At 60.8% G+C, this 18,207-nt stretch carries 18 protein-coding genes; 3 read left to right on the top strand and 15 right to left on the bottom strand.

The features are described 5' to 3' along the window. Positions 1-58 precede the first annotated feature (58 nt). The gene (locus K290_RS0107185; protein ID WP_028751266.1) at positions 59-964 is read left to right on the top strand and encodes a LysR substrate-binding domain-containing protein; all 906 of its coding nucleotides are present in this window, start codon (positions 59-61) and stop codon (positions 962-964) included. A gap of 344 nt (positions 965-1,308) precedes the next feature. Here the strand turns inward: K290_RS0107185 and K290_RS0107190 are convergent, their stop codons facing one another. From K290_RS0107190 to K290_RS0107230, 8 genes are all read right to left on the bottom strand, one after another. Beyond that, positions 1,309-1,716, bottom strand: coding sequence for a F0F1 ATP synthase subunit epsilon (locus tag K290_RS0107190; RefSeq protein WP_028751267.1), 408 nt, complete (start codon positions 1,714-1,716; stop codon positions 1,309-1,311). 75 nt (positions 1,717-1,791) lie between these two features. After that, positions 1,792-3,222, bottom strand: a complete 1,431-nt coding sequence (gene atpD / locus K290_RS0107200; protein ID WP_028751268.1) for a F0F1 ATP synthase subunit beta — start codon at positions 3,220-3,222, stop codon at positions 1,792-1,794. Positions 3,223-3,245: 23 nt separating this feature from the next. Beyond that, entirely contained in the window at positions 3,246-4,130 is an 885-nt protein-coding gene (locus K290_RS0107205; RefSeq protein ID WP_028751269.1) for a F0F1 ATP synthase subunit gamma, read from the bottom strand. Positions 4,131-4,159: 29 nt separating this feature from the next. Beyond that, entirely contained in the window at positions 4,160-5,689 is a 1,530-nt protein-coding gene (gene atpA, locus K290_RS0107210; RefSeq protein WP_028751270.1) for a F0F1 ATP synthase subunit alpha, read from the bottom strand. Then, entirely contained in the window at positions 5,689-6,255 is a 567-nt protein-coding gene (locus K290_RS0107215) for a F0F1 ATP synthase subunit delta (RefSeq protein ID WP_028751271.1), read from the bottom strand. Before K290_RS0107215 ends, atpA begins: the two co-directional genes overlap by 1 nt. Positions 6,256-6,516: 261 nt before the next feature. Next, positions 6,517-6,900 carry an AGROH133_08824 family phage infection protein gene (locus K290_RS0107220; protein ID WP_028751272.1) on the bottom strand — a complete coding sequence of 128 codons (384 nt, stop codon included), beginning with the start codon at positions 6,898-6,900 and terminating at the stop codon, positions 6,517-6,519. 109 nt (positions 6,901-7,009) lie between these two features. Further along, complete coding sequence (locus K290_RS0107225; protein WP_028751273.1) at positions 7,010-9,241, bottom strand: primosomal protein N'; 2,232 nt, start codon at positions 9,239-9,241, stop codon at positions 7,010-7,012. 97 nt (positions 9,242-9,338) lie between these two features. Beyond that, complete coding sequence (locus tag K290_RS0107230; RefSeq protein ID WP_028751274.1) at positions 9,339-10,295, bottom strand: GNAT family N-acetyltransferase; 957 nt, start codon at positions 10,293-10,295, stop codon at positions 9,339-9,341. A gap of 245 nt (positions 10,296-10,540) precedes the next feature. On the opposite strand from K290_RS0107230, the gene K290_RS0107235 reads away from it, so the two are divergent. Both K290_RS0107235 and K290_RS0107240 read left to right on the top strand, forming a co-directional pair. Then, positions 10,541-11,476 (top strand): tyrosine recombinase XerC, encoded by a 936-nt coding sequence (locus tag K290_RS0107235; protein WP_028751275.1) that lies wholly within the window; start codon positions 10,541-10,543, stop codon positions 11,474-11,476. 128 nt (positions 11,477-11,604) lie between these two features. Continuing rightward, complete coding sequence (locus K290_RS0107240) at positions 11,605-12,696, top strand: TraB/GumN family protein (protein WP_028751276.1); 1,092 nt, start codon at positions 11,605-11,607, stop codon at positions 12,694-12,696. 188 nt (positions 12,697-12,884) lie between these two features. Here the strand turns inward: K290_RS0107240 and lpdA are convergent, their stop codons facing one another. The 7 genes from lpdA to K290_RS0107275 all read right to left on the bottom strand — a co-directional run bounded on the left by lpdA (position 12,885) and on the right by K290_RS0107275 (position 18,207). Continuing rightward, on the bottom strand, positions 12,885-14,300 hold the full coding sequence (lpdA, locus tag K290_RS0107245; RefSeq protein ID WP_342425888.1) for a dihydrolipoyl dehydrogenase: 1,416 nt from the start codon (positions 14,298-14,300) through the stop codon (positions 12,885-12,887). 133 nt (positions 14,301-14,433) lie between these two features. Then, positions 14,434-15,072, bottom strand: a complete 639-nt coding sequence (locus tag K290_RS0107250; protein ID WP_028751278.1) for a LysE family translocator — start codon at positions 15,070-15,072, stop codon at positions 14,434-14,436. 18 nt (positions 15,073-15,090) lie between these two features. After that, on the bottom strand, positions 15,091-15,846 hold the full coding sequence (locus tag K290_RS0107255; RefSeq protein WP_028751279.1) for an SDR family oxidoreductase: 756 nt from the start codon (positions 15,844-15,846) through the stop codon (positions 15,091-15,093). Further along, positions 15,843-16,349, bottom strand: coding sequence for a hypothetical protein (locus tag K290_RS0107260; RefSeq protein ID WP_037135136.1), 507 nt, complete (start codon positions 16,347-16,349; stop codon positions 15,843-15,845). The genes K290_RS0107255 and K290_RS0107260 overlap by 4 nt, the downstream gene beginning before the upstream one ends. A gap of 20 nt (positions 16,350-16,369) precedes the next feature. Then, complete coding sequence (locus K290_RS0107265) at positions 16,370-16,612, bottom strand: hypothetical protein (protein WP_028751281.1); 243 nt, start codon at positions 16,610-16,612, stop codon at positions 16,370-16,372. A gap of 14 nt (positions 16,613-16,626) precedes the next feature. Continuing rightward, positions 16,627-17,853, bottom strand: a complete 1,227-nt coding sequence (odhB, locus tag K290_RS0107270) for a 2-oxoglutarate dehydrogenase complex dihydrolipoyllysine-residue succinyltransferase (RefSeq protein ID WP_028751282.1) — start codon at positions 17,851-17,853, stop codon at positions 16,627-16,629. Between the two features lie 33 nt (positions 17,854-17,886). After that, complete coding sequence (locus K290_RS0107275) at positions 17,887-18,207, bottom strand: YciI family protein (RefSeq protein WP_028751283.1); 321 nt, start codon at positions 18,205-18,207, stop codon at positions 17,887-17,889.

Genomic DNA, 18,207 nt, shown 5'->3' on the forward strand with positions numbered 1-18,207 from the left:
GCTCTTCAAATCCGGGCAATTATCGGGAATATTGATGATCTGAAGTCATGGAGAGGCCATGCTCGACAAGATTCCATTGGAGGCCTTCCGCGTGTTCGACGCCGCTGCGCGCGCCATGAATTTTTCCCGCGCCGGCCGCGAGTTGAACATCACCCAGGCAGCCGTCAGCCGCCGCATCAAGGGGCTGGAGGATCACCTCGGCGCAACGCTCTTTACCCGGCGCGGCCGAAATCTCGCGCTGACACCGGATGGCGAGCGGCTATTCCAGCGCGTGCGCGCCACGCTGGAATATCTTGAGGAAAGCCTGGAGCCCTTTCGCGCCGGCACGGGCGAAATCATCTCGATCGCGGCGAGCGGTTCCATCTCGCATCTCTGGCTCGGACAACGGCTGAGAGATTTCGGTAAGGAGAGCCCCGGCATCTCCGTGCGCCTGCTGACGACAGACGTCCATTCCGAACTTGCGTCGGAGAACAACGATCTCATCATCATCTACTCGACAGGCGAACACCCACGCTGGAGCCTGACGCCGCTGATGAAAGAGGTGCTGGTGCCCATCGCATCGCCGGACTATCTGGCGATCCGCGGCTTGGACCCTCAGGCACTGACATCAGTCGAGATAGTCGGGCTCGATCTCATCGATTACGAGCGTCCCAACGCCCACTGGATCAGCTTCCGCCAATGGTTCGACCGCATCGGCAATCCTTTGAAAGGCAAACTGCCAAGACCGCGTCTATCCTTCTCGACCTATATCATGGCCGTGGAAGCAGCACTCAGAGGCGAAGGTATAGCACTCGGCAGCCTCGGCCTTATCGAAGAATATCTCCAGTCCGGCACCCTCGTCACCGTCGGCAACGATCGCGTCGAGAGCGGCTTCGGATATTTTCTTGGTGCGCCGCGCTTTCGCTCGCTCTCTCCGGAAGCGGCCCAGTTGCACCGGTTCCTGCTGCAGGGTCAACAGGTTTGATACGACTTCGAAAAGAATGCCCGTTGCCCCAGGGCAATCACATGTGAAATCGTTGCTGCACACCTCCTTCTCCCCTCGGGGAGAAGGTGCCGCAGGCGGGATGAGGGCGTGCCTGCCAAGAGCAGGAAAATTCATGAATTCAAATCGGAAAGCCCCTCATCTGACCCTTCGGGCCACCTTCTCTCCGAGGGAGAAGGTGCTCACGTTACCAACCTACCTTATATGCAACTGCCCTAGCTCGGTCGTGACTCACCGAACAACGGCGTCAGCAAAGGCCCGACATCGCAAACAAAAAAGCGGCCCGTGGGACCGCTTTCAGCTCAATCATCACTGTCCGGAGCGCATCAATCCTGCGGGATCGAGCCACGCAGATGCGAGAGTTCCATGATGAAATGCTCCAGGCGTGACTTATGCTCATGATGCTCGGCATCTTCGAGTTCAGCCTTGGCAGCATTGATGCGGCGGTCAAGCTCGTCGCGGCTCATGTCTTCCACCGGAATTGCGGATTCGGCAAGCAGCGTGCAACCGGTCGGCAGGATATCGGCGAAGCCGCCGAATACGACATAATCCTGTTTCTTGCCCGATGCCGAATGCACCTTGACGACGCCCGGCTTGATCGTTGTCATCGTCGGCGCATGATGGGCCATGACGGTCATTTCGCCTTCGCTGGCGGGAATGACGACATCGACAACCTGCTCCGACAGAAGCAGACGCTCCGGAGACACCAGTTCGAAATTGAAATTGTCAGGCATGACCGGTCACTTCTCGATTGTCTTTATTTCAAGGCAACGGCGCACGAAGCTTCGCGCGCCGTTCGATCGGCTTTATTAGGCAGCCAGCTTCTTGGCCTTTTCGATCGCTTCTTCGATCGAGCCGACCATGTAGAAAGCGGCTTCCGGCAGGTGGTCGTATTCGCCGTTGACCAGGCCCTTGAAGCCCTTGATCGTGTCTTCGAGAGCGACGAGCTTGCCCGGCGAACCGGTGAAGACTTCAGCGACGAAGAACGGCTGCGACAGGAAGCGCTCGATCTTGCGGGCGCGGGCGACGGCAAGCTTGTCGTCTTCGGAGAGTTCGTCCATGCCCAGGATGGCGATGATGTCCTGCAGGGCCTTGTAGCGCTGCAGCGTCGACTGAACCTTACGAGCAATTTCGTAGTGCTCTTCGCCGACGACCAACGGGTCGAGCATGCGCGAGGTGGAGTCGAGCGGGTCGACGGCCGGGTAGATGCCCTTTTCAGCGATCGAGCGCGACAGAACCGTCGTTGCGTCCAGGTGGGCGAACGAGGTGGCCGGCGCCGGGTCGGTCAAGTCGTCGGCCGGAACGTAAATGGCCTGGACCGAGGTGATCGAGCCCGTCGTCGTCGTCGTGATGCGTTCCTGCATCTGGCCCATGTCGGTGGCGAGCGTCGGCTGATAGCCAACGGCCGAAGGAATACGGCCGAGCAGAGCCGACACTTCCGAACCTGCCTGGGTGAAGCGGAAGATGTTGTCGACGAAGAACAGAACGTCCTGGCCTTCATCGCGGAAGTTTTCAGCAACCGTCAGACCGGTCAGAGCGACGCGGGCGCGCGCGCCCGGCGGTTCGTTCATCTGGCCGTAAACGAGCGCGGCCTTGGAGCCTTCGCCGCCGCCATGCTTGTTGACGCCCGATTCGATCATTTCGTGGTAAAGGTCGTTGCCTTCGCGGGTACGTTCACCAACGCCTGCGAACACCGAATAACCACCGTGCGCCTTGGCGACGTTGTTGATCAGCTCCATGATGAGAACGGTCTTGCCGACGCCTGCGCCGCCGAACAGACCGATCTTGCCGCCCTTTGCATAGGGAGCGAGCAGGTCGACGACCTTGATGCCGGTGACGAGGATCTGGCCTTCCGTGGACTGCTCGACGTAGGACGGAGCATCCTGGTGAATGGCGCGCTTCTTGGAAGTGTTCAGCGGACCTGCTTCGTCGACCGGCTCGCCGATGACGTTCATGATACGGCCCAGCGTCTCATGACCGACCGGAACAGAGATCGGCGCGCCCGTGTCCGAAACCGGCTGGCCGCGAACCAGACCTTCGGTCGAGTCCATGGCGATGGTGCGAACCGAGTTTTCGCCCAGGTGCTGTGCGACTTCCAGAACAAGGCGGTTGCCGTTGTTGTCGGTTTCGAGAGCATTCAGGATCTTCGGCAGATCGCCATCGAAAGAAACGTCCACGACGGCGCCGATAACCTGCGTAACCTTGCCGACCGAAACTGCGGCCATAGCTGCGTCAGCCATATTCTTACCCTCTTTCCCTAACCTCAGAGCGCTTCCGCGCCCGAAATGATTTCAATCAATTCCTTGGTGATCTGTGCCTGGCGCTGACGGTTGTAGTTCAGCGTCAGCTTGTTGATCATCTCACCAGCATTGCGCGTCGCATTGTCCATCGCGCTCATCTTGGCGCCCATCTCGCCGGCGACGTTTTCGAGCAACGCGCGGAAGATCTGGACGGAGATGTTGCGCGGGATCAGGTCCGCGAGGATCGAAGCCGCATCCGGCTCGTATTCGTAAATGGCGCCCTTATGAGCGGCATCTTCTTCGACAGCCGCCGGAGCAGAAGCCGGCACGAGCTGCAGCGCGGTCGGCACTTGGCTGATCACCGACTTGAATTCGGAATAGAACAACGTGCAGACGTCAAACTCGCCGCCTTCGAACATTTCGATGACACGCTTGCCGATGGCATCGGCATTATCGAAGCCGATGCGCTTGACGTCGCGCAGTTCCTTGCGTTCGACGATGAGCGAAGCGTATTCGCGGCGCAGGATGTCATAGCCCTTCTTGCCGACCGTGAAGATCTTCACGGTCTTGCCTTCGGCCAGCAGCTTGCGCACGTGATCGCGGGCAAAACGTGCGATCTGAGAGTTGAAACCGCCGCAAAGGCCGCGCTCGGCCGTGCAGACGATGAGCAAATGCACATCGCTCTTGCCGGTGCCGGTCATCAGCGGCGGGGCACTGTCCGCATCGCTGACGGCAGCGGCAATATTGGCAAGAACGGCGCTCATGCGCTGCGAATAGGGCCGTGCGGCCTCGGCCGCCTCCTGGGCACGCCGAAGCTTCGCCGCGGCGACCATTTTCATCGCCTTGGTGATCTTCTGCGTCGCCTTGACGGAGGCGATCCGGTTTTTCAGATCCTTAAGTGAAGGCATCCGGTATCCGTCCTAGAAGTGAGGCCCGATCAGGCGAAAGACTTGGCGTAGCTGTCGAGAGCAGCGATGAGCTTGCCCTTGGTCGCGTCGCTGATGGCCTTTTCGGTGCGGATCGCGTCGAGGATGTCCTTGCCTTCCGACCGAAGGTAGGAAAGCAGGCCCTGCTCGAACTTGCCGATCTGCGCAACCGCGATCTTGTCGAGATAGCCGTTGACGCCGGCGAAGATCACCGCAACCTGCTCTTCCGTCTTCAGCGGCGAGAACTGCGGCTGCTTCAGGAGCTCGGTCAGGCGGGCGCCGCGGTTCAGCAGGCGCTGCGTTGCGGCATCGAGGTCCGAACCGAACTGAGCGAAGGCGGCCATTTCACGATACTGGGCGAGCTCGCCCTTGATCGAGCCGGCAACCTGCTTCATCGCCTTGATCTGTGCGGACGAACCGACACGCGAAACCGACAGACCGACGTTAACGGCCGGACGGATACCCTGATAGAACAGGTCGGTTTCAAGGAAGATCTGGCCGTCGGTGATCGAAATCACGTTAGTCGGGATGAAGGCCGAAACGTCGTTGCCCTGCGTTTCGATGACCGGCAGAGCGGTCAGCGAACCGGCGCCCTTTTCGTCGTTCATCTTGGCGGCGCGCTCGAGGAGGCGCGAGTGCAGGTAGAAAACGTCGCCCGGATAAGCTTCGCGGCCTGGCGGGCGGCGCAGCAGCAGCGACATCTGGCGATAGGAAACAGCCTGCTTCGACAGATCGTCATAGCCGATCAGCGCGTGCATGCCGTTGTCACGGAAATATTCGCCCATGGCGCAGCCGGCGAACGGCGCCAGGAACTGCATCGGAGCCGGATCGGACGCCGTTGCAGCGATGATGATCGAGTACTTCAGCGCGCCGCGCTCTTCGAGCACCTTGACGAACTGAGCAACAGTCGAACGCTTCTGGCCGACGGCGACGTAGACGCAGTACAGCTTTTCGCTGTCCGGACCGGCATCGTGGATGGCCTTCTGGTTCAGGATCGTGTCGAGAATGATGGCGGTCTTACCGGTCTGGCGGTCGCCGATGACGAGCTCGCGCTGGCCGCGGCCAACCGGGATCAGAGCGTCGATGGCCTTGAGGCCCGTCGACATCGGCTCATGAACCGACTTGCGCGGAATGATGCCCGGAGCCTTGACGTCGACGCGCGCGCGGCGGGTCGCGTTGATCGGGCCCTTGCCGTCGATCGGGTTGCCGAGCGCGTCGACGACGCGGCCGAGAAGTTCCGGACCAACCGGAACGTCAACGATCGCGCCGGTGCGCTTGACGGTGTCACCTTCCTTGATGTCACGGTCCGAACCGAAGATAACCACACCGACGTTGTCGGATTCGAGGTTCAGCGCCATGCCGCGGATGCCGCCGGGGAATTCGACCATCTCGCCGGCCTGAACATTGTCCAGACCATAGACGCGGGCGATACCGTCACCGACGGAGAGAACCTGGCCGACTTCGGAGACTTCAGCTTCCTTGCCGAAGTTTTTGATCTGATCTTTCAGAATTGCGGAAATTTCCGCGGCGCGGATATCCATCAGCCGACCTCTTTCAATGCAAGCTTAAGGGTGGAGAGTTTGGTGCGAAGGGACGTATCGATCTGGCGGGAGCCGACCTTGACGATCAGGCCACCAAGGATCGACGGATCGACGGTGACGGCGATCGCCACGTCCTTGCCGGTGACGCCCTTCAGCGCCGCCTTCAATTCATCTTCCTGCGCCGGGGTCAGCGCATGCGCCGAGGTGATCTCGGCGGAAACTTCGCCGCGATGCTGCGCGGCAATGATGCGAAAAGCCTTGATCATGCCCGGCAGCGCAAAAAGGCGCCGGTTGCCTGCCACGACCTTGAGGAAATTGGTGACGTAATTGCCGAAGCCCGCCTTGGTCGCCAGCGCCTCGACGGCGCCGACCTGCTCTTCGGCCGAAAAGACCGGGCTCAAGATGAAACGCTTCAGATCATCGCTGTCATCCAGCATGGCTTGGAACCGATCGAGATCGGCGGTCACTGCCGGGATGACACCCTCGTCGAGGGCCAGCTCGAACAATGACGAGGCATATCGCTCTGCGACACCAGAAATATGCTGGGATGTGTCTGCCACGGGCACAAAATTCCCTGATTTCAACCCAAGAATCCTGCTTCCGGGAGACGGAAGTCACATGTTCTTGAATTCGTTTTGATTTCCCCCAGAAATCAGCAGGGGCTTCCCCCTACCTCATCCGAAATTCGGGGTTCGTCTAACATAGGATATTGAGACTCGCAACACGCGTAATCGCCGAATACGCTATTCGGGTGAATTTATGATGGCAAAAATTCAAAACCATGGGGATAGCGCGGGCAATCACAGCCGAAGCGAGAGCATTTTCGCTCAAATGTAGCCCAATCCATAGAGAATCGGTAGAGCCGCCAAAATCGCCTGCACAACCAGAAGTAAAAGATTCACGAGAACGCTTCCGCGATCCGACATGATCGAGAGAATGCGGCCGAAGGCAGCAACCGCAAAGGACGCCCCGAGTGCCAGATAAACCATCGGCTGGGCCAGCAGGATCGCGACCAGCCCGAAACCGAGATAGAAGCCGCCGGCCGAACGCCCCTCGGCATAAGCTTCAGGCCGCCCTTCGCTCACCTGCAGCTTGAGAAAACGATAGGTGTAGCCGGGGGCAAACATCGCGAGGAAGCCGATGAGCGCCGTAAACGCCGCGGAGCAATAGGCAAGCTGCTCGCCGATATCTGTCGGAAAATAAAGCTCCATCGGTCGTCCCCAAAATCAACCTAAACCAAATCAATCACATCAACAGGCCGACTTATGGCATGAACACGCGAAACAGGGGAAGACGCCGGAAAGGCGCGGTTTCGCCAAACTACAGGAAACTCTGTGGATCGATGTCGAGCTGCACCTGCACGGAGCCGCGCTCCTTTGGCGATTGTGCCAGCAAAGCGCGAAGGAATCCCTGCATGTCCGAGTTGCGCCGGCCATGCACAAGCAATCGAAAGCGGTGGCGGCCGCGCACCAGCGCAAGCGGCGCTTCGGCCGGCCCAAGCACCGAAATGCCCGAGACCTGGGGCGCGGCATTGCGCATGCCGCGCGCATGCGTTTCCGCATCCTGCCGGGTATCGGCCGAGACGATGATCGAGGCGAGCCGGCCGAAGGGCGGCAATATGGCTCTTTCGCGCTCCGAAATCTCGCGCTCGTAAAAAGCGCTGGCATCACCGGAGACGATCGCCTGCATCACGGGGTGCTGCGGCTGATAGGTCTGCAACAATCCATGGCTCTTGAGACCGGTTCGGCCGGCGCGGCCGGTCACCTGGGACAGAAGCTGGAATGTCCGCTCGGCGGCACGCGGATCGCCGTTGGCAAGGCCGAGATCTGCGTCGACGATGCCGACCAGTGTCATCAGCGGGAAATTGTGGCCCTTGGCGACGAGCTGCGTGCCGATGACGATATCCGCCTCACCCTTGGCGATAGCTTCCAGTTCCAGCCGCAGCCGCTTGACGCCACCCATGATATCCGAGGAGAGCACGATCGTTCGCGCTTCAGGAAAATGCCGCTCGACCTCTTCGGCGATGCGCTCAACGCCCGGACCGCAGGCGACGAGATGGTCGAGCGTGCCGCATTCCGGGCAGGCCTCGGGCGTCCGTTCGGCGTAGCCACATTGATGGCATTGGATCTGGCTGCGGAAACGATGTTCCACCAGCCAGCTCGAACATTGCGGACATTGGAAACGGTGCCCGCAAACGCGGCAGAGCGTCAACGGCGCATAACCGCGCCTGTTGAGGAACAGCAGCGATTGCTGGCCCTTCTCCACCGTCTTGCCGATCGCCCGGATCAGCAGCGGCGAGAGGAACCCGCCACGCTCCGGCGCATGCCGGCGCATGTCGATCAGATGCAGGTCCGGAAGAGCCGCATCTCCGAAGCGGGTCGGCAGATGGATGGTGCTGTAGCGCCCGCTCTGGCCGTTGACCTGGCTCTCGACCGAAGGGGTTGCCGATACCAGCACCACCGGAAAATCGCCGATCCGGCCGCGCACGACCGCCATGTCGCGGGCATTATAATAGACGCGATCCTCCTGCTTGTAGGCAGGATCATGCTCTTCGTCGACGATGATCAAACCGAGATCTTCGAAGGGCAGGAACAGCGCCGAGCGCGCACCGGCAACGACCCGCACCTCGCCGGTCACCGCCTGCCGCCACACCTTTTCACGCATGCGCGGCGCCAGATCCGAATGCCACTCGGCCGGCTTGGCGCCGAAACGATCCTGGAAGCGCTCGAGGAAACTGGCCGTCAGCGCAATTTCCGGCAACAGGATCAACACCTGCTTGCCGCGCTTCAGCGTCTCGGCGATCGCCTCGAAATAGACCTCGGTCTTGCCTGAGCCGGTGACACCGTCGATCAGCGATACGGAAAACGCGCCCCTGCGCACCTCCGCAAGGATTTCATCCGCCGCTTCACGCTGCGGGCCTTCGAGTCGCGAGGCGATGTAGTCCGGATCGGGCCTCGCGACAACGGGCGGCGGCGGCAGGAACACGGTTTCAAAAATGCCTTGCGCAATCAGCCCGTCGACCACACTGGTCGAAACACCAGCCGCGTGCGCCAGGCCAATGCGCGTCCAGGAAAGCCCATCGGCGGCCGTCTCCATGACCCGCGCGCGCGCCGGTGTCAGCCGTTCCGGCGCACCGCCGACAAAACGAAGGCCCTCGACCATTGGCTCGGGATCGAAGGCTGCGGGCGCACGCAGCGCCATGCGCGCCACCAGCCCCGGCGGCGACAGCGTGTAGGTGGCCACCCAATCGATGAAATCGCGCATTTCCTTGGTGAGCGGCGGGCAATCGAAAACATGGCTGATCGGCCGCAGCTTCTTCGGATCGACGCCGCCTTCGTCGCCACCGGCCCAGACCACGCCGATCACCTGCCTGGGCCCGAGCGGCACCTGCACGACCGAGCCGGGCTCGACCGCCATGCCTTCCGGCACCGCATAGGAATAGGGCTTCGGCGCCGGCATCGGCACCAGAACCGGGACCGTGCGGCTCATGGTCGGGTGTACGGGCGCGGCTTCGAAAAGCGCGCCGAACAGATCGGACGAATCTTTGGTCATCGCGCCAGACCATGCCCCGAGCGGCGGTAAAAAGAAACCCGGGAGTGGCTCGGCACAGTATCGTTCGAAAGCCGCTTCAATGAACTGCAGACAACCGTCAAATGGAATGTTCCGCGACGGTCGCGCCCGTATCCTGGACCGGAGCCAAAGGACCGAGCGGCGTGAAACTGGCATTTCCGTCCGCCGCCAGATCGAACACCGTATGCTTCTCCAGCGCCTTGGTCACCTCGTTAACGTCGCCATCGAGATGCTCAACCGGGATGAGGTTGCCGATCAGGAAATCGAAGCGGTCGCCGCGTTTGTTCAGGAGTTCGTGGAACACCGTCATGTCGCGCAGCTCGGTCGACCATTTGGCGAACCAATAGAACAGGCCGGAATTGCGCGCCGTCAGATGCACCGGCAGGATAGGCAGATTATACTTGCGCGCCAGCCCGACGGCCGAGGTCTTCCATGGCCGCTCGTTCAACTTGCCGTTAGCCCAATAGGCGATGCGGCCGGAGGGGAAGAGCACGGTAACCTTGCCCTCGGCAACGGCGCGGTTGGTGAGCTGCAGCGTTTCGCGCGTCTTCAGCTTGCTCTTATATTCCTCACGCCATTCGACGGGAATAATCATCTCGGCGAATCGCGGATTGACGCGGACAGCGTCGCGATTGGCGAAAACCATCATATCGGGGCGGCGCGTCTTCAGGAGATCGAAAACGGCGACGCCGTCGGCAATGCCGGTCGGGTGGTTGCTGACGAGAATGAAGCCGCCGGAAGCCGGTATGCGCTCGGCATGGGTCACCCCGATATCAAGCCGCAGCAGATCGCTCATATATTCGAAGCACTGGAAACCCGGCAGATTGGCGATATCGTCGGCAAATTCGATCGCCTTGTTGTAGCGCAGCAGCGTGTAGAGAAAGGGCCGCATCAACGGCCAAAGCGGGTTGCGAACGATCTTCTGGCCACGTTCCGCAATCAGCGTATCGACGATATGCCCGGGCTGGCCCTGGGACACCAAAGCGATCGCTTCCGCAAGTTGTCCCAATGCAGTTATCGAACCGCGACGTGCCATGAAATGCCCTGGATGGTTGGCTTATACTCTATTGCAATCGAATATGATCGAAGCATGACGAACGCCTCGCGTACACCCGCTTAAATCGATATTGATTTAAGGAACGGCTTATACGCAGTTGAAAAGGACCACTGCGATCTTTCCGTACACAAAGGAGAGGCACGGCACAGTAGGAATGTTAGCGATTCCATAACCTTCCCTCCTTCAAAGTGGCAGAATGAATTTGAGTTTCAAGGGGTTTTCCACTGAACGAGTTGCTGATTATCGCCGCTCCCGAGCTGATGGCCGAGCGCAGCCGATGGCTGGAAACGCTCCGTGAGGAGCGGCGGCTTTCCGCGCATACGCTGGATGCCTACGAGCGTGACACGCGGCAATTCCTGACGTTTCTGACCGGCCATCTCGGTGGCCCTGCGACGATCAAGGATATACACGCGTTGCGCCCCGCCGACTTCCGAGGCTTTCTGGCTGCGCGCCGCAAGGACGGCGCGGGGGCGCGTTCGCTCGGACGCAACCTCGCCGGCCTTCGTTCGCTGCTGCGTTATCTCGAAAAGAAGGGGCTGGTGAATGCGGCCGGCGCTAGCGCGGTGCGGTCGCCAAAACAGCCGAAATCGCTGCCGAAGCCGCTGTCGGATACCCAGGCGATCACCGTCGTCAGCGACGAAGCGCAGATGCATGACGAACCATGGATCGCCGCGCGCGATACGGCCGTGCTGACCCTGCTCTACGGCTGCGGCCTGCGTATCTCCGAAGCACTGGATCTGACGCCGGAACATGTGCGCCCCGGCGCGACGGCGCTGCGGATCACCGGCAAGGGCAACAAGACACGCTTGGTGCCGCTGCTACCCATCGTCGTCGAAGCGGTCGAAAGATATCGCGCTCTCTGCCCCTATCATCTCGATGCAGGTACGCCGCTTTTTCGCGGTGCGCGCGGCGGCAAACTGCAGCCGGGCATTATCCAGCGCGGCATGCAGAAACTGCGCAGTGCCTTCGGGCTACCGGACACAGCGACGCCGCATGCGCTGCGCCATTCTTTCGCCACGCATCTGCTCGCAGGTGGCGGCGACCTGCGCACGATCCAGGAATTGCTCGGCCATGCCAGCCTTTCGACGACGCAGGTCTATACCGGCGTCGATTCATCGCGGCTGCTGGAAGTCTATGATCGGGCTCATCCGCGGGCGTAAGAAAGCGTTAACCTCTCGCGTTAAGGGAATATGCGTTTCAGGCGGATAGAGCAGAAACATGTATCGGCATCCCGGCCAAAGTCGCTTCGCGCCTTTGTGGTCATGTTTTCTGCTCTCGAAAGGTTGAGATGATGTCTGCTCTCGGACTCAAGACAGCGCGGCTGACGGCGCCGAGATTCGGTGACATTGCCTTGTGGTTGGCGGCCGCCTTCCCTTGGATGCTGGCGACTGCGCTAATCGTGGTTCTGCTGTCGCTGGCGCCCGCACATGCCGGAGAAGCCGTATCCGAGACCTGCGGTGGGAAAAACCTCATGACCGGACTGCAAACGGCCGACCCAGCGAAATATGCCTTGGTCCTCGCCGAGGGTGACAAGGTGGTGAACGGCAAAAGCATCTTTTGGAAGATCGAAAAGCCCGGCTTGAAACCTTCCTGGCTGCTCGGGACTATGCATGTCAGCGATGCGCGCGTACTGAGCATGCCGAAAGGCGCAGCCGAAGCAAGTGCCGCGGCGGATACGATCGTCGTCGAATCCGATGAAATCCTCGATGATAAGAAAGCGATGGCGACGCTCTTCATCAATCCGTCGTTGACCATGCTGACCGATGGCTCGACCATCAGCCAGCATCTGTCGCCCGAAGAAAATGCCAAGCTGGAAGCGGGCCTGAAGCAGCGCGGCGTGCCGCTTGCCGCCGTCGCACACATGCAGCCCTGGTTGATTTCGAGTTCCTTCGAAATGACCGCCTGCGAAGTCCGCCGCAAGGCAACCGGCTTGAAATTCCTCGATCAGAAGCTTGCGGGCGACGCCGCCGCCAGCGGCAGGCAGGTCAAGGGCCTGGAAACGCTCGCCGAACAGGCCAAGGCGATGAGCGATCTGCCGATCCAACTTCACCTGAAATCACTGATTCAGACGCTGGAACTCGGCGACGAGATCAACGATGTCAATGAAACGATGACCGATCTCTATCTGGCCGGCAATATCGGCGCGATCATACCGATGCTGAAGAATATCGTGCCGGACCAGACTTTGTCCGACGACGATACTGCCGCCTTCGAACAGCGCATCATTCTCGACCGCAACAAGGTGATGGCCGAGCGCGCCGCACCGATCCTCGCCAAGGGCAACATCTTCATCGCCGTCGGTGCGCTGCACCTGGTGGGTGATGAGGGGTTAGTGGAACTGCTGCGCAAGCAGGGTTTCACGGTGACGGCTGTAAATTAACCGACAGTTCGAAAGACCCCTCCCCAACCCTCCCCACAAGAGGGAGGGGGTTAACGCGTTGCGCAACCGCGCCAAACGATGGCGTTCAGTTTGCGTGGCGAGCCATTTCGCATAGCCACCGGTGGCGAGGTTTGAGCTGGAAGGTATGGCATGTGAAGCCCCTCCCCCCTGTGGGGAGGGTTTACATATTACATATGGATTGGCTTGAAGAAGGTCGCGAGGGCGGCTTCCTTCACGGCTTCCGACATGGTCGGATGCGCATGGCAGGTGCGGCCGAGATCTTCCGACGAGCCGCCGAATTCCATCAGAACGGCAATCTCGTGGATCATTTCGCCGGCGCCAAAGCCGACAATGTGGCCGCCGAGAACGCGATCGGTCTCCTTGTCCGCCAGGATCTTGACGAATCCATCCGTCGCCAGCATGGCGCGGGCGCGGCCGTTGGCGGTGAAGGGGAATTTGCCGACCTTATAGGCAATGCCTGCAGCCTTCAGTTCTTCCTCGGTCTTGCCGACGGAGGCGACTTCCGGCTGCGTGTAGACGACGCTCGGAATAACGTCGTAGTTCACATGGCCTGCCTGGCCGGCGAGGATTTCGGCGAGCGCCACGCCCTCGTCTTCCGCTTTGTGCGCCAGCATCGGGCCCTTCACCACGTCGCCGATGGCATAGATGCCCGGGACATTGGTCTTGAAATGGCCATCGATTTCGACGCGGCCCCGGTTGTCGAGGGCAACGCCTGCCTTTTCGAGGCCGAGACCGGCCGTGTAGGGCTTACGGCCAGTCGATACCAGCACGACATCGGCATCGAGCACCACCTTGTCTCCGCCCTTGACCGGCTCGACGGTGACCTTGGCGCCATTGCCGACCTTCTCGACGCCGGTAACCTTGGCGCTGAGATGGAAATCGATGCCCTGCTTGGCGAGCATGCGCTGGAACTGTTTGGAAACTTCGCCATCCATGCCGCCGAGAATGGTGTCGAGATATTCAACGACGGTGACTTTGGCGCCGAGGCGCGACCAGACCGAGCCGAGTTCGAGGCCGATGACACCGCCACCAACGACGATCATGTTGGCCGGCACCTTGTCGAGCGCGATCCCGCCGGTGGACGAAATGATCACCTTCTCATCGATTTCGAGGGATACGCCCGGAATGCCGGCAACGTCGGAGCCGGTGGCGATGACGATGTTCTTGCCCTCGATCTCGGTCACCTTGCCATCGTCGGCCGTGACGGAAACCTTGCCGGCAGCGACGATCTTGCCGGTGCCCTGAAAGGCGTCGATCTTGTTCTTCTTGAAGAGGAAGGCGACGCCATCGACATTCGACTTCACCGTCGCATCCTTATGCGCCATCATCTTCGAAAGATTGAGCGTGGGTGCGGTGACTTCGATGCCGAGCGCGTCCATGCCATGGCCGGCATGATGGAACATTTCGGAGGCATGCAGCAGCGCCTTGGACGGAATGCAGCCGACATTGAGGCAGGTGCCGCCGAACGTGGTACGCTTTTCGATGACTGCCACCTTGAGGCCGAGCTGCGCCGCCTTGATAGCACAGACATAGCCGCCGGGGCCGGTTCCGATAATGATCACATCGTAGGACATGGTTTTAATTTCCTTGTTTTGTAACTCTGTTAGAGCATGATGCCGAAAAGTGTGAGCGGTTTTCGGACGACATCATGCTCTACTTCTTTGATTCTAGAGCGGATTCAGATTTTAGGTCGTTTCGACCTAAAATCATCCGGCTCTAGTCAGCCGCCCGCGCCAACGCGAGGCGGATGCCGAAGCCGACAAGTGCCGCTCCGGTGATGCGGTTGAACCATTTGCCGCTGGCGATGAAACGATCGCGGACCGGCTTGACGGTGAAGAAGACGGAGACGCCGGCAAACCAGGCGACCAGCGCCGTCGCCATGCCGATGCCATAGGAAAACTGGATCAGCGCCGGCGTGTCGTGACGCACGAGCGTCGAAAACAGCGACAGGAAAAACAGCACCGGCTTCGGATTGAGCGCATTGGTGATGAAACCCGTTCCCAGGCAGCGCCAGATGGAAATCGGCCTGAGGTCCTCCTCGCCGATCTCGATCTCCTTCACCTTGAAGCCAGGCTCCCGGAAGGACTTGATGCCGAGATAGACGAGATAAAGGACGCCGGCCCATTTGATCAGGCTGAAGAGCATCAGCGATTGCGAGACGATGAGGCCGAGGCCGAGAATGGTGTAGCTGATATGGAAGAGAAGCGAGAAGCCCATGCCGAGGCCCGTCATGACGGCTGCGCGGCGGCCATGGACGATGCTCTGGCGGAGGATGACGGCGAAATCAGCGCCCGGTGCGACGATGAAAATCGAAAACACCGCCATCAGGCCGAGGAATTCCAAAATATACTGCATGATTTCCGCCCTTTCCGATCAACGGCCGCCGCTCACATCGAGGATGGCGCCCGTTATATAGGATGCCTGGGAGCCTAAGAGGTAGAGGATGGCGTCGGCCACCTCTACCGCCGTTCCTGCCCTCTTCATCGGCAGTTGCGGGGCGATCTCGCGAGGCCGGTCGGGGAGGCCGGCGGCAGCGTGGATTTCCGTATCGATGATGCCGGGCCTGACCGCGTTCACCCTTATGCCCTCGGCCGCCACCTCTCGCGCCAGACCGACCGTGAACGTGTCGATCGCACCCTTGGACGCCGCATAATCGACATACTGTCCGCCGCCCCCAAGAGTGGCTGCCACGGAGGAGAGATTGACGATCGCACCGCCCTTGCCGCCATGGCGGGTGGACATGCGGCGAATGGCTTCCGCGGCCGCAAGCATCGAGCCGGTGATGTTGATGCGAAACATGCGGTCGAGTCGCTCCGGTGTCATCTCGTCCAGGCGCTGCACGCGATCGACGATACCGGCATTGTTGACGAGACCGTCCAGTCGGCCGAAATGCCCGTCGACGGTTGCGAAAATGGACCGGATGTCCTCGGGCGAGCCGACGTCGCCGGCGATTGCAATCGCCTCGCCGCCAGCATCGCGGATCGCCGCGACGACCGCTTCCGCAGCCGCTTTGTTCGAAGCGTAGTTGACGGCCACGGCCCAGCCTTGCCGGGCAGCCGCAATCGAAACCGCCGCCCCGATGCCGCGGCTGCCGCCGGTGACGAGAAGAACAGGGGATTTGCCAGTCATTCGCCGCATCCTTTCAAGGCTAGGACATCCCAGGGGGCGACGGTCGCTTTGCCTTTGCCCCAGATGGAGGAGTCACGAATCGAAGGTCCGAGCGCCGGCAGGACCAATCGCGCCGCAGCGCCCGCGCCCTCCGCCGGCAAGACGCTGATATTGCCCGTCAGGTCGGAGGCATAGATCATGCCCTGCCAGACGGTACAGGCGCGCAGATCGGCGCCCGTCACATCGCCTTCCGGGCAGTTGAACATGATCAGGCCATTGGCACGCAGTTGATCATCCGAGCGCATCACCACGCCATCCGCCACGATCGGCGTATTGCGTACGGCGAATTTGAACTTGTTGCTGGCAGCCGCTGCTTCAGAACCGACAGGTTCGAAACGCAGTTCGTAGGCATTCTCCATGTCGCCGTAGACAGCTTTTTCCTGCACGCATTCATCCGCCAGCACCGGCGCAGGAATGGCCGCGAATGCCATTATCGCCCAGTGCACGGGGGTCAATCGCGCCATCGTATGGCTCGCCGGCATGGTTATTTCCCCCTCGGCTTAACCAGAGGATCGCTGGCGACAATGAGGCCGGACGGCCGTTCGACATCGCCCATATGAAAGACGATGATCGACCGGGCGGCGAGATCGGCATCACTCAGCGACGCCAGATCGAGATTGCTGCTGAGCTTGGCAAGGTCGAATTCATCCGCGGCAGCGGAAAATGGCATCCATGCGGCGACGGCGCATAAGAATCCGCGCATCGTCCGCATGGGCCATTTCGACATGAGCCGGCGCTCCCTTAGAGATCGAGAACCAGACGTTCCGGATCTTCCAGGCTTTCCTTGACGCGCACGAGGAAGGTCACGGCTTCCTTGCCGTCGACGATGCGGTGATCGTAGGAGAGCGCCAGATACATCATCGGGCGGATAACGACCTGACCGCCGATGGCAACCGGACGCTCCTGGATCTTGTGCATGCCGAGAATGCCGGACTGCGGCGCATTCAGGATCGGCGAAGACATCAGCGAGCCGTAGACACCACCGTTGGAGATGGTGAAGGTACCGCCCTGCATGTCGGCCATGGAGAGCTGGCCGTCACGGGCTGCCTTGCCGAGGCGGCCGATTTCCTTCTCGATCTCGGCGATCGACATCTGGTCGGCATCGCGCACGATCGGAACCACGAGGCCCTTGTCCGTGCCGACGGCGACGCCGATGTGGCAGTAGTTCTTGTAGATGATGTCCGTGCCGTCGATCTCGGCGTTGACGGCCGGGAGTTCCTTCAAGGCGTGCGTGACGGCCTTGGTGAAGAAGCCCATGAAGCCGAGCTTCACGCCATGCTTCTTCTCGAAGATGTCCTTGTACTTGTTGCGCAGGTCCATGACGGCCTTCATGTCCACCTCGTTATAGGTGGTGAGCATGGCGGCGGTGTTCTGCGCATCCTTGAGGCGCTTGGCGATCGTCTGACGCAGACGGGTCATCTTGACCCGCTCTTCGCGGCCGGCGTCTTCGACAGTAGTCGGAGCACGGGCGGCAACCGGAGCAGCCGGTGCGGCAGCAGGGGCCGAAGCGGCCTTGGCGACGGCGGCAATGACATCACCCTTCAGGACCTGGCCGCGCTTACCGCTGCCATCGACCTGATCAGCGGAGAGATTGTTTTCGGCAAGCAGCTTGGCGGCTGCGGGCGCCGGCGGCATGGCGGAAGCGGGTGCGGCAACCGGAGCAACAGGTGCGGGCGCGGCGGCAGCGGCCGGTGCGGCAACAGCCTGGGCCGGAGCAGCCGCAGCGCCGTTGCCGGCGCTGATCTGGCCGAGCAGCGCGCCGAGGCCGACGGTTTCACCGGCCTGGACAACGATTTCGGACAGCGTGCCGGCTGCGGGTGCGGGAACTTCGATCGTCACCTTGTCGGTTTCCAGCTCGAGAATCGGCTCATCGGCCTTGATGGCATCGCCGACCTTCTTGAACCAGGTGCCGACGGTCGCCTCGCTGACGGATTCGCCGAGGGTAGGAACGCGGATTTCAGTGGCCATTGTTCAGATCCTGATTTTTCGTCGTTATAAAATTTAGATGGAATTTCCAGCGGCGGACGGCCGGAGAATGATCGAGGGCATCGGCGAGATTTCGATATGGAAACCGAGCCCAGCGAGAAGGACGGGATCGGCATCACCAAGTGCTTTGGCGGCATCGGCATCGTCCACATCGATGACAGCCATGCCGAAGGCACCGTCCGTCGCGAACACCGGACCGACGACTACAGCCGTTCCGGCACTCGCATGTTCGCGCCAGTAGGCGGCATGTTGCTGCATGGCAGCCATCTCCTCCCCTGTGGCGTCATGCGGGAAGCTGGGGCGCGGCGGCACGAGTTTCAGATGAAAATAGGCCAT

Source organism: Rhizobium leucaenae USDA 9039 (genome assembly GCF_000426285.1).
In the GTDB taxonomy this organism is placed as follows: domain Bacteria; phylum Pseudomonadota; class Alphaproteobacteria; order Rhizobiales; family Rhizobiaceae; genus Rhizobium; species Rhizobium leucaenae.

Excerpts from the sequence above, each read along its gene's own strand:
- K290_RS0107185 (WP_028751266.1), top strand. The coding sequence starts at position 59 with ATGCTCGACAAGATTCCATTGGAGGCCTTCCGCGTGTTCGACGCCGCT.
- K290_RS0107190 (WP_028751267.1), bottom strand. The coding sequence starts at position 1,716 with ATGCCTGACAATTTCAATTTCGAACTGGTGTCTCCGGAGCGTCTGCTT.
- atpD (WP_028751268.1), bottom strand. The coding sequence starts at position 3,222 with ATGGCTGACGCAGCTATGGCCGCAGTTTCGGTCGGCAAGGTTACGCAG.
- K290_RS0107205 (WP_028751269.1), bottom strand. The coding sequence starts at position 4,130 with ATGCCTTCACTTAAGGATCTGAAAAACCGGATCGCCTCCGTCAAGGCG.
- atpA (WP_028751270.1), bottom strand. The coding sequence starts at position 5,689 with ATGGATATCCGCGCCGCGGAAATTTCCGCAATTCTGAAAGATCAGATC.
- K290_RS0107220 (WP_028751272.1), bottom strand. The coding sequence starts at position 6,900 with ATGGAGCTTTATTTTCCGACAGATATCGGCGAGCAGCTTGCCTATTGC.
- K290_RS0107225 (WP_028751273.1), bottom strand. The coding sequence starts at position 9,241 with ATGACCAAAGATTCGTCCGATCTGTTCGGCGCGCTTTTCGAAGCCGCG.
- K290_RS0107230 (WP_028751274.1), bottom strand. The coding sequence starts at position 10,295 with ATGGCACGTCGCGGTTCGATAACTGCATTGGGACAACTTGCGGAAGCG.
- K290_RS0107240 (WP_028751276.1), top strand. The coding sequence starts at position 11,605 with ATGATGTCTGCTCTCGGACTCAAGACAGCGCGGCTGACGGCGCCGAGA.
- K290_RS0107250 (WP_028751278.1), bottom strand. The coding sequence starts at position 15,072 with ATGCAGTATATTTTGGAATTCCTCGGCCTGATGGCGGTGTTTTCGATT.
- K290_RS0107255 (WP_028751279.1), bottom strand. The coding sequence starts at position 15,846 with ATGACTGGCAAATCCCCTGTTCTTCTCGTCACCGGCGGCAGCCGCGGC.
- K290_RS0107260 (WP_037135136.1), bottom strand. The coding sequence starts at position 16,349 with ATGGCGCGATTGACCCCCGTGCACTGGGCGATAATGGCATTCGCGGCC.
- K290_RS0107265 (WP_028751281.1), bottom strand. The coding sequence starts at position 16,612 with ATGTCGAAATGGCCCATGCGGACGATGCGCGGATTCTTATGCGCCGTC.
- odhB (WP_028751282.1), bottom strand. The coding sequence starts at position 17,853 with ATGGCCACTGAAATCCGCGTTCCTACCCTCGGCGAATCCGTCAGCGAG.
- K290_RS0107275 (WP_028751283.1), bottom strand. The coding sequence starts at position 18,207 with ATGGCCTATTTTCATCTGAAACTCGTGCCGCCGCGCCCCAGCTTCCCG.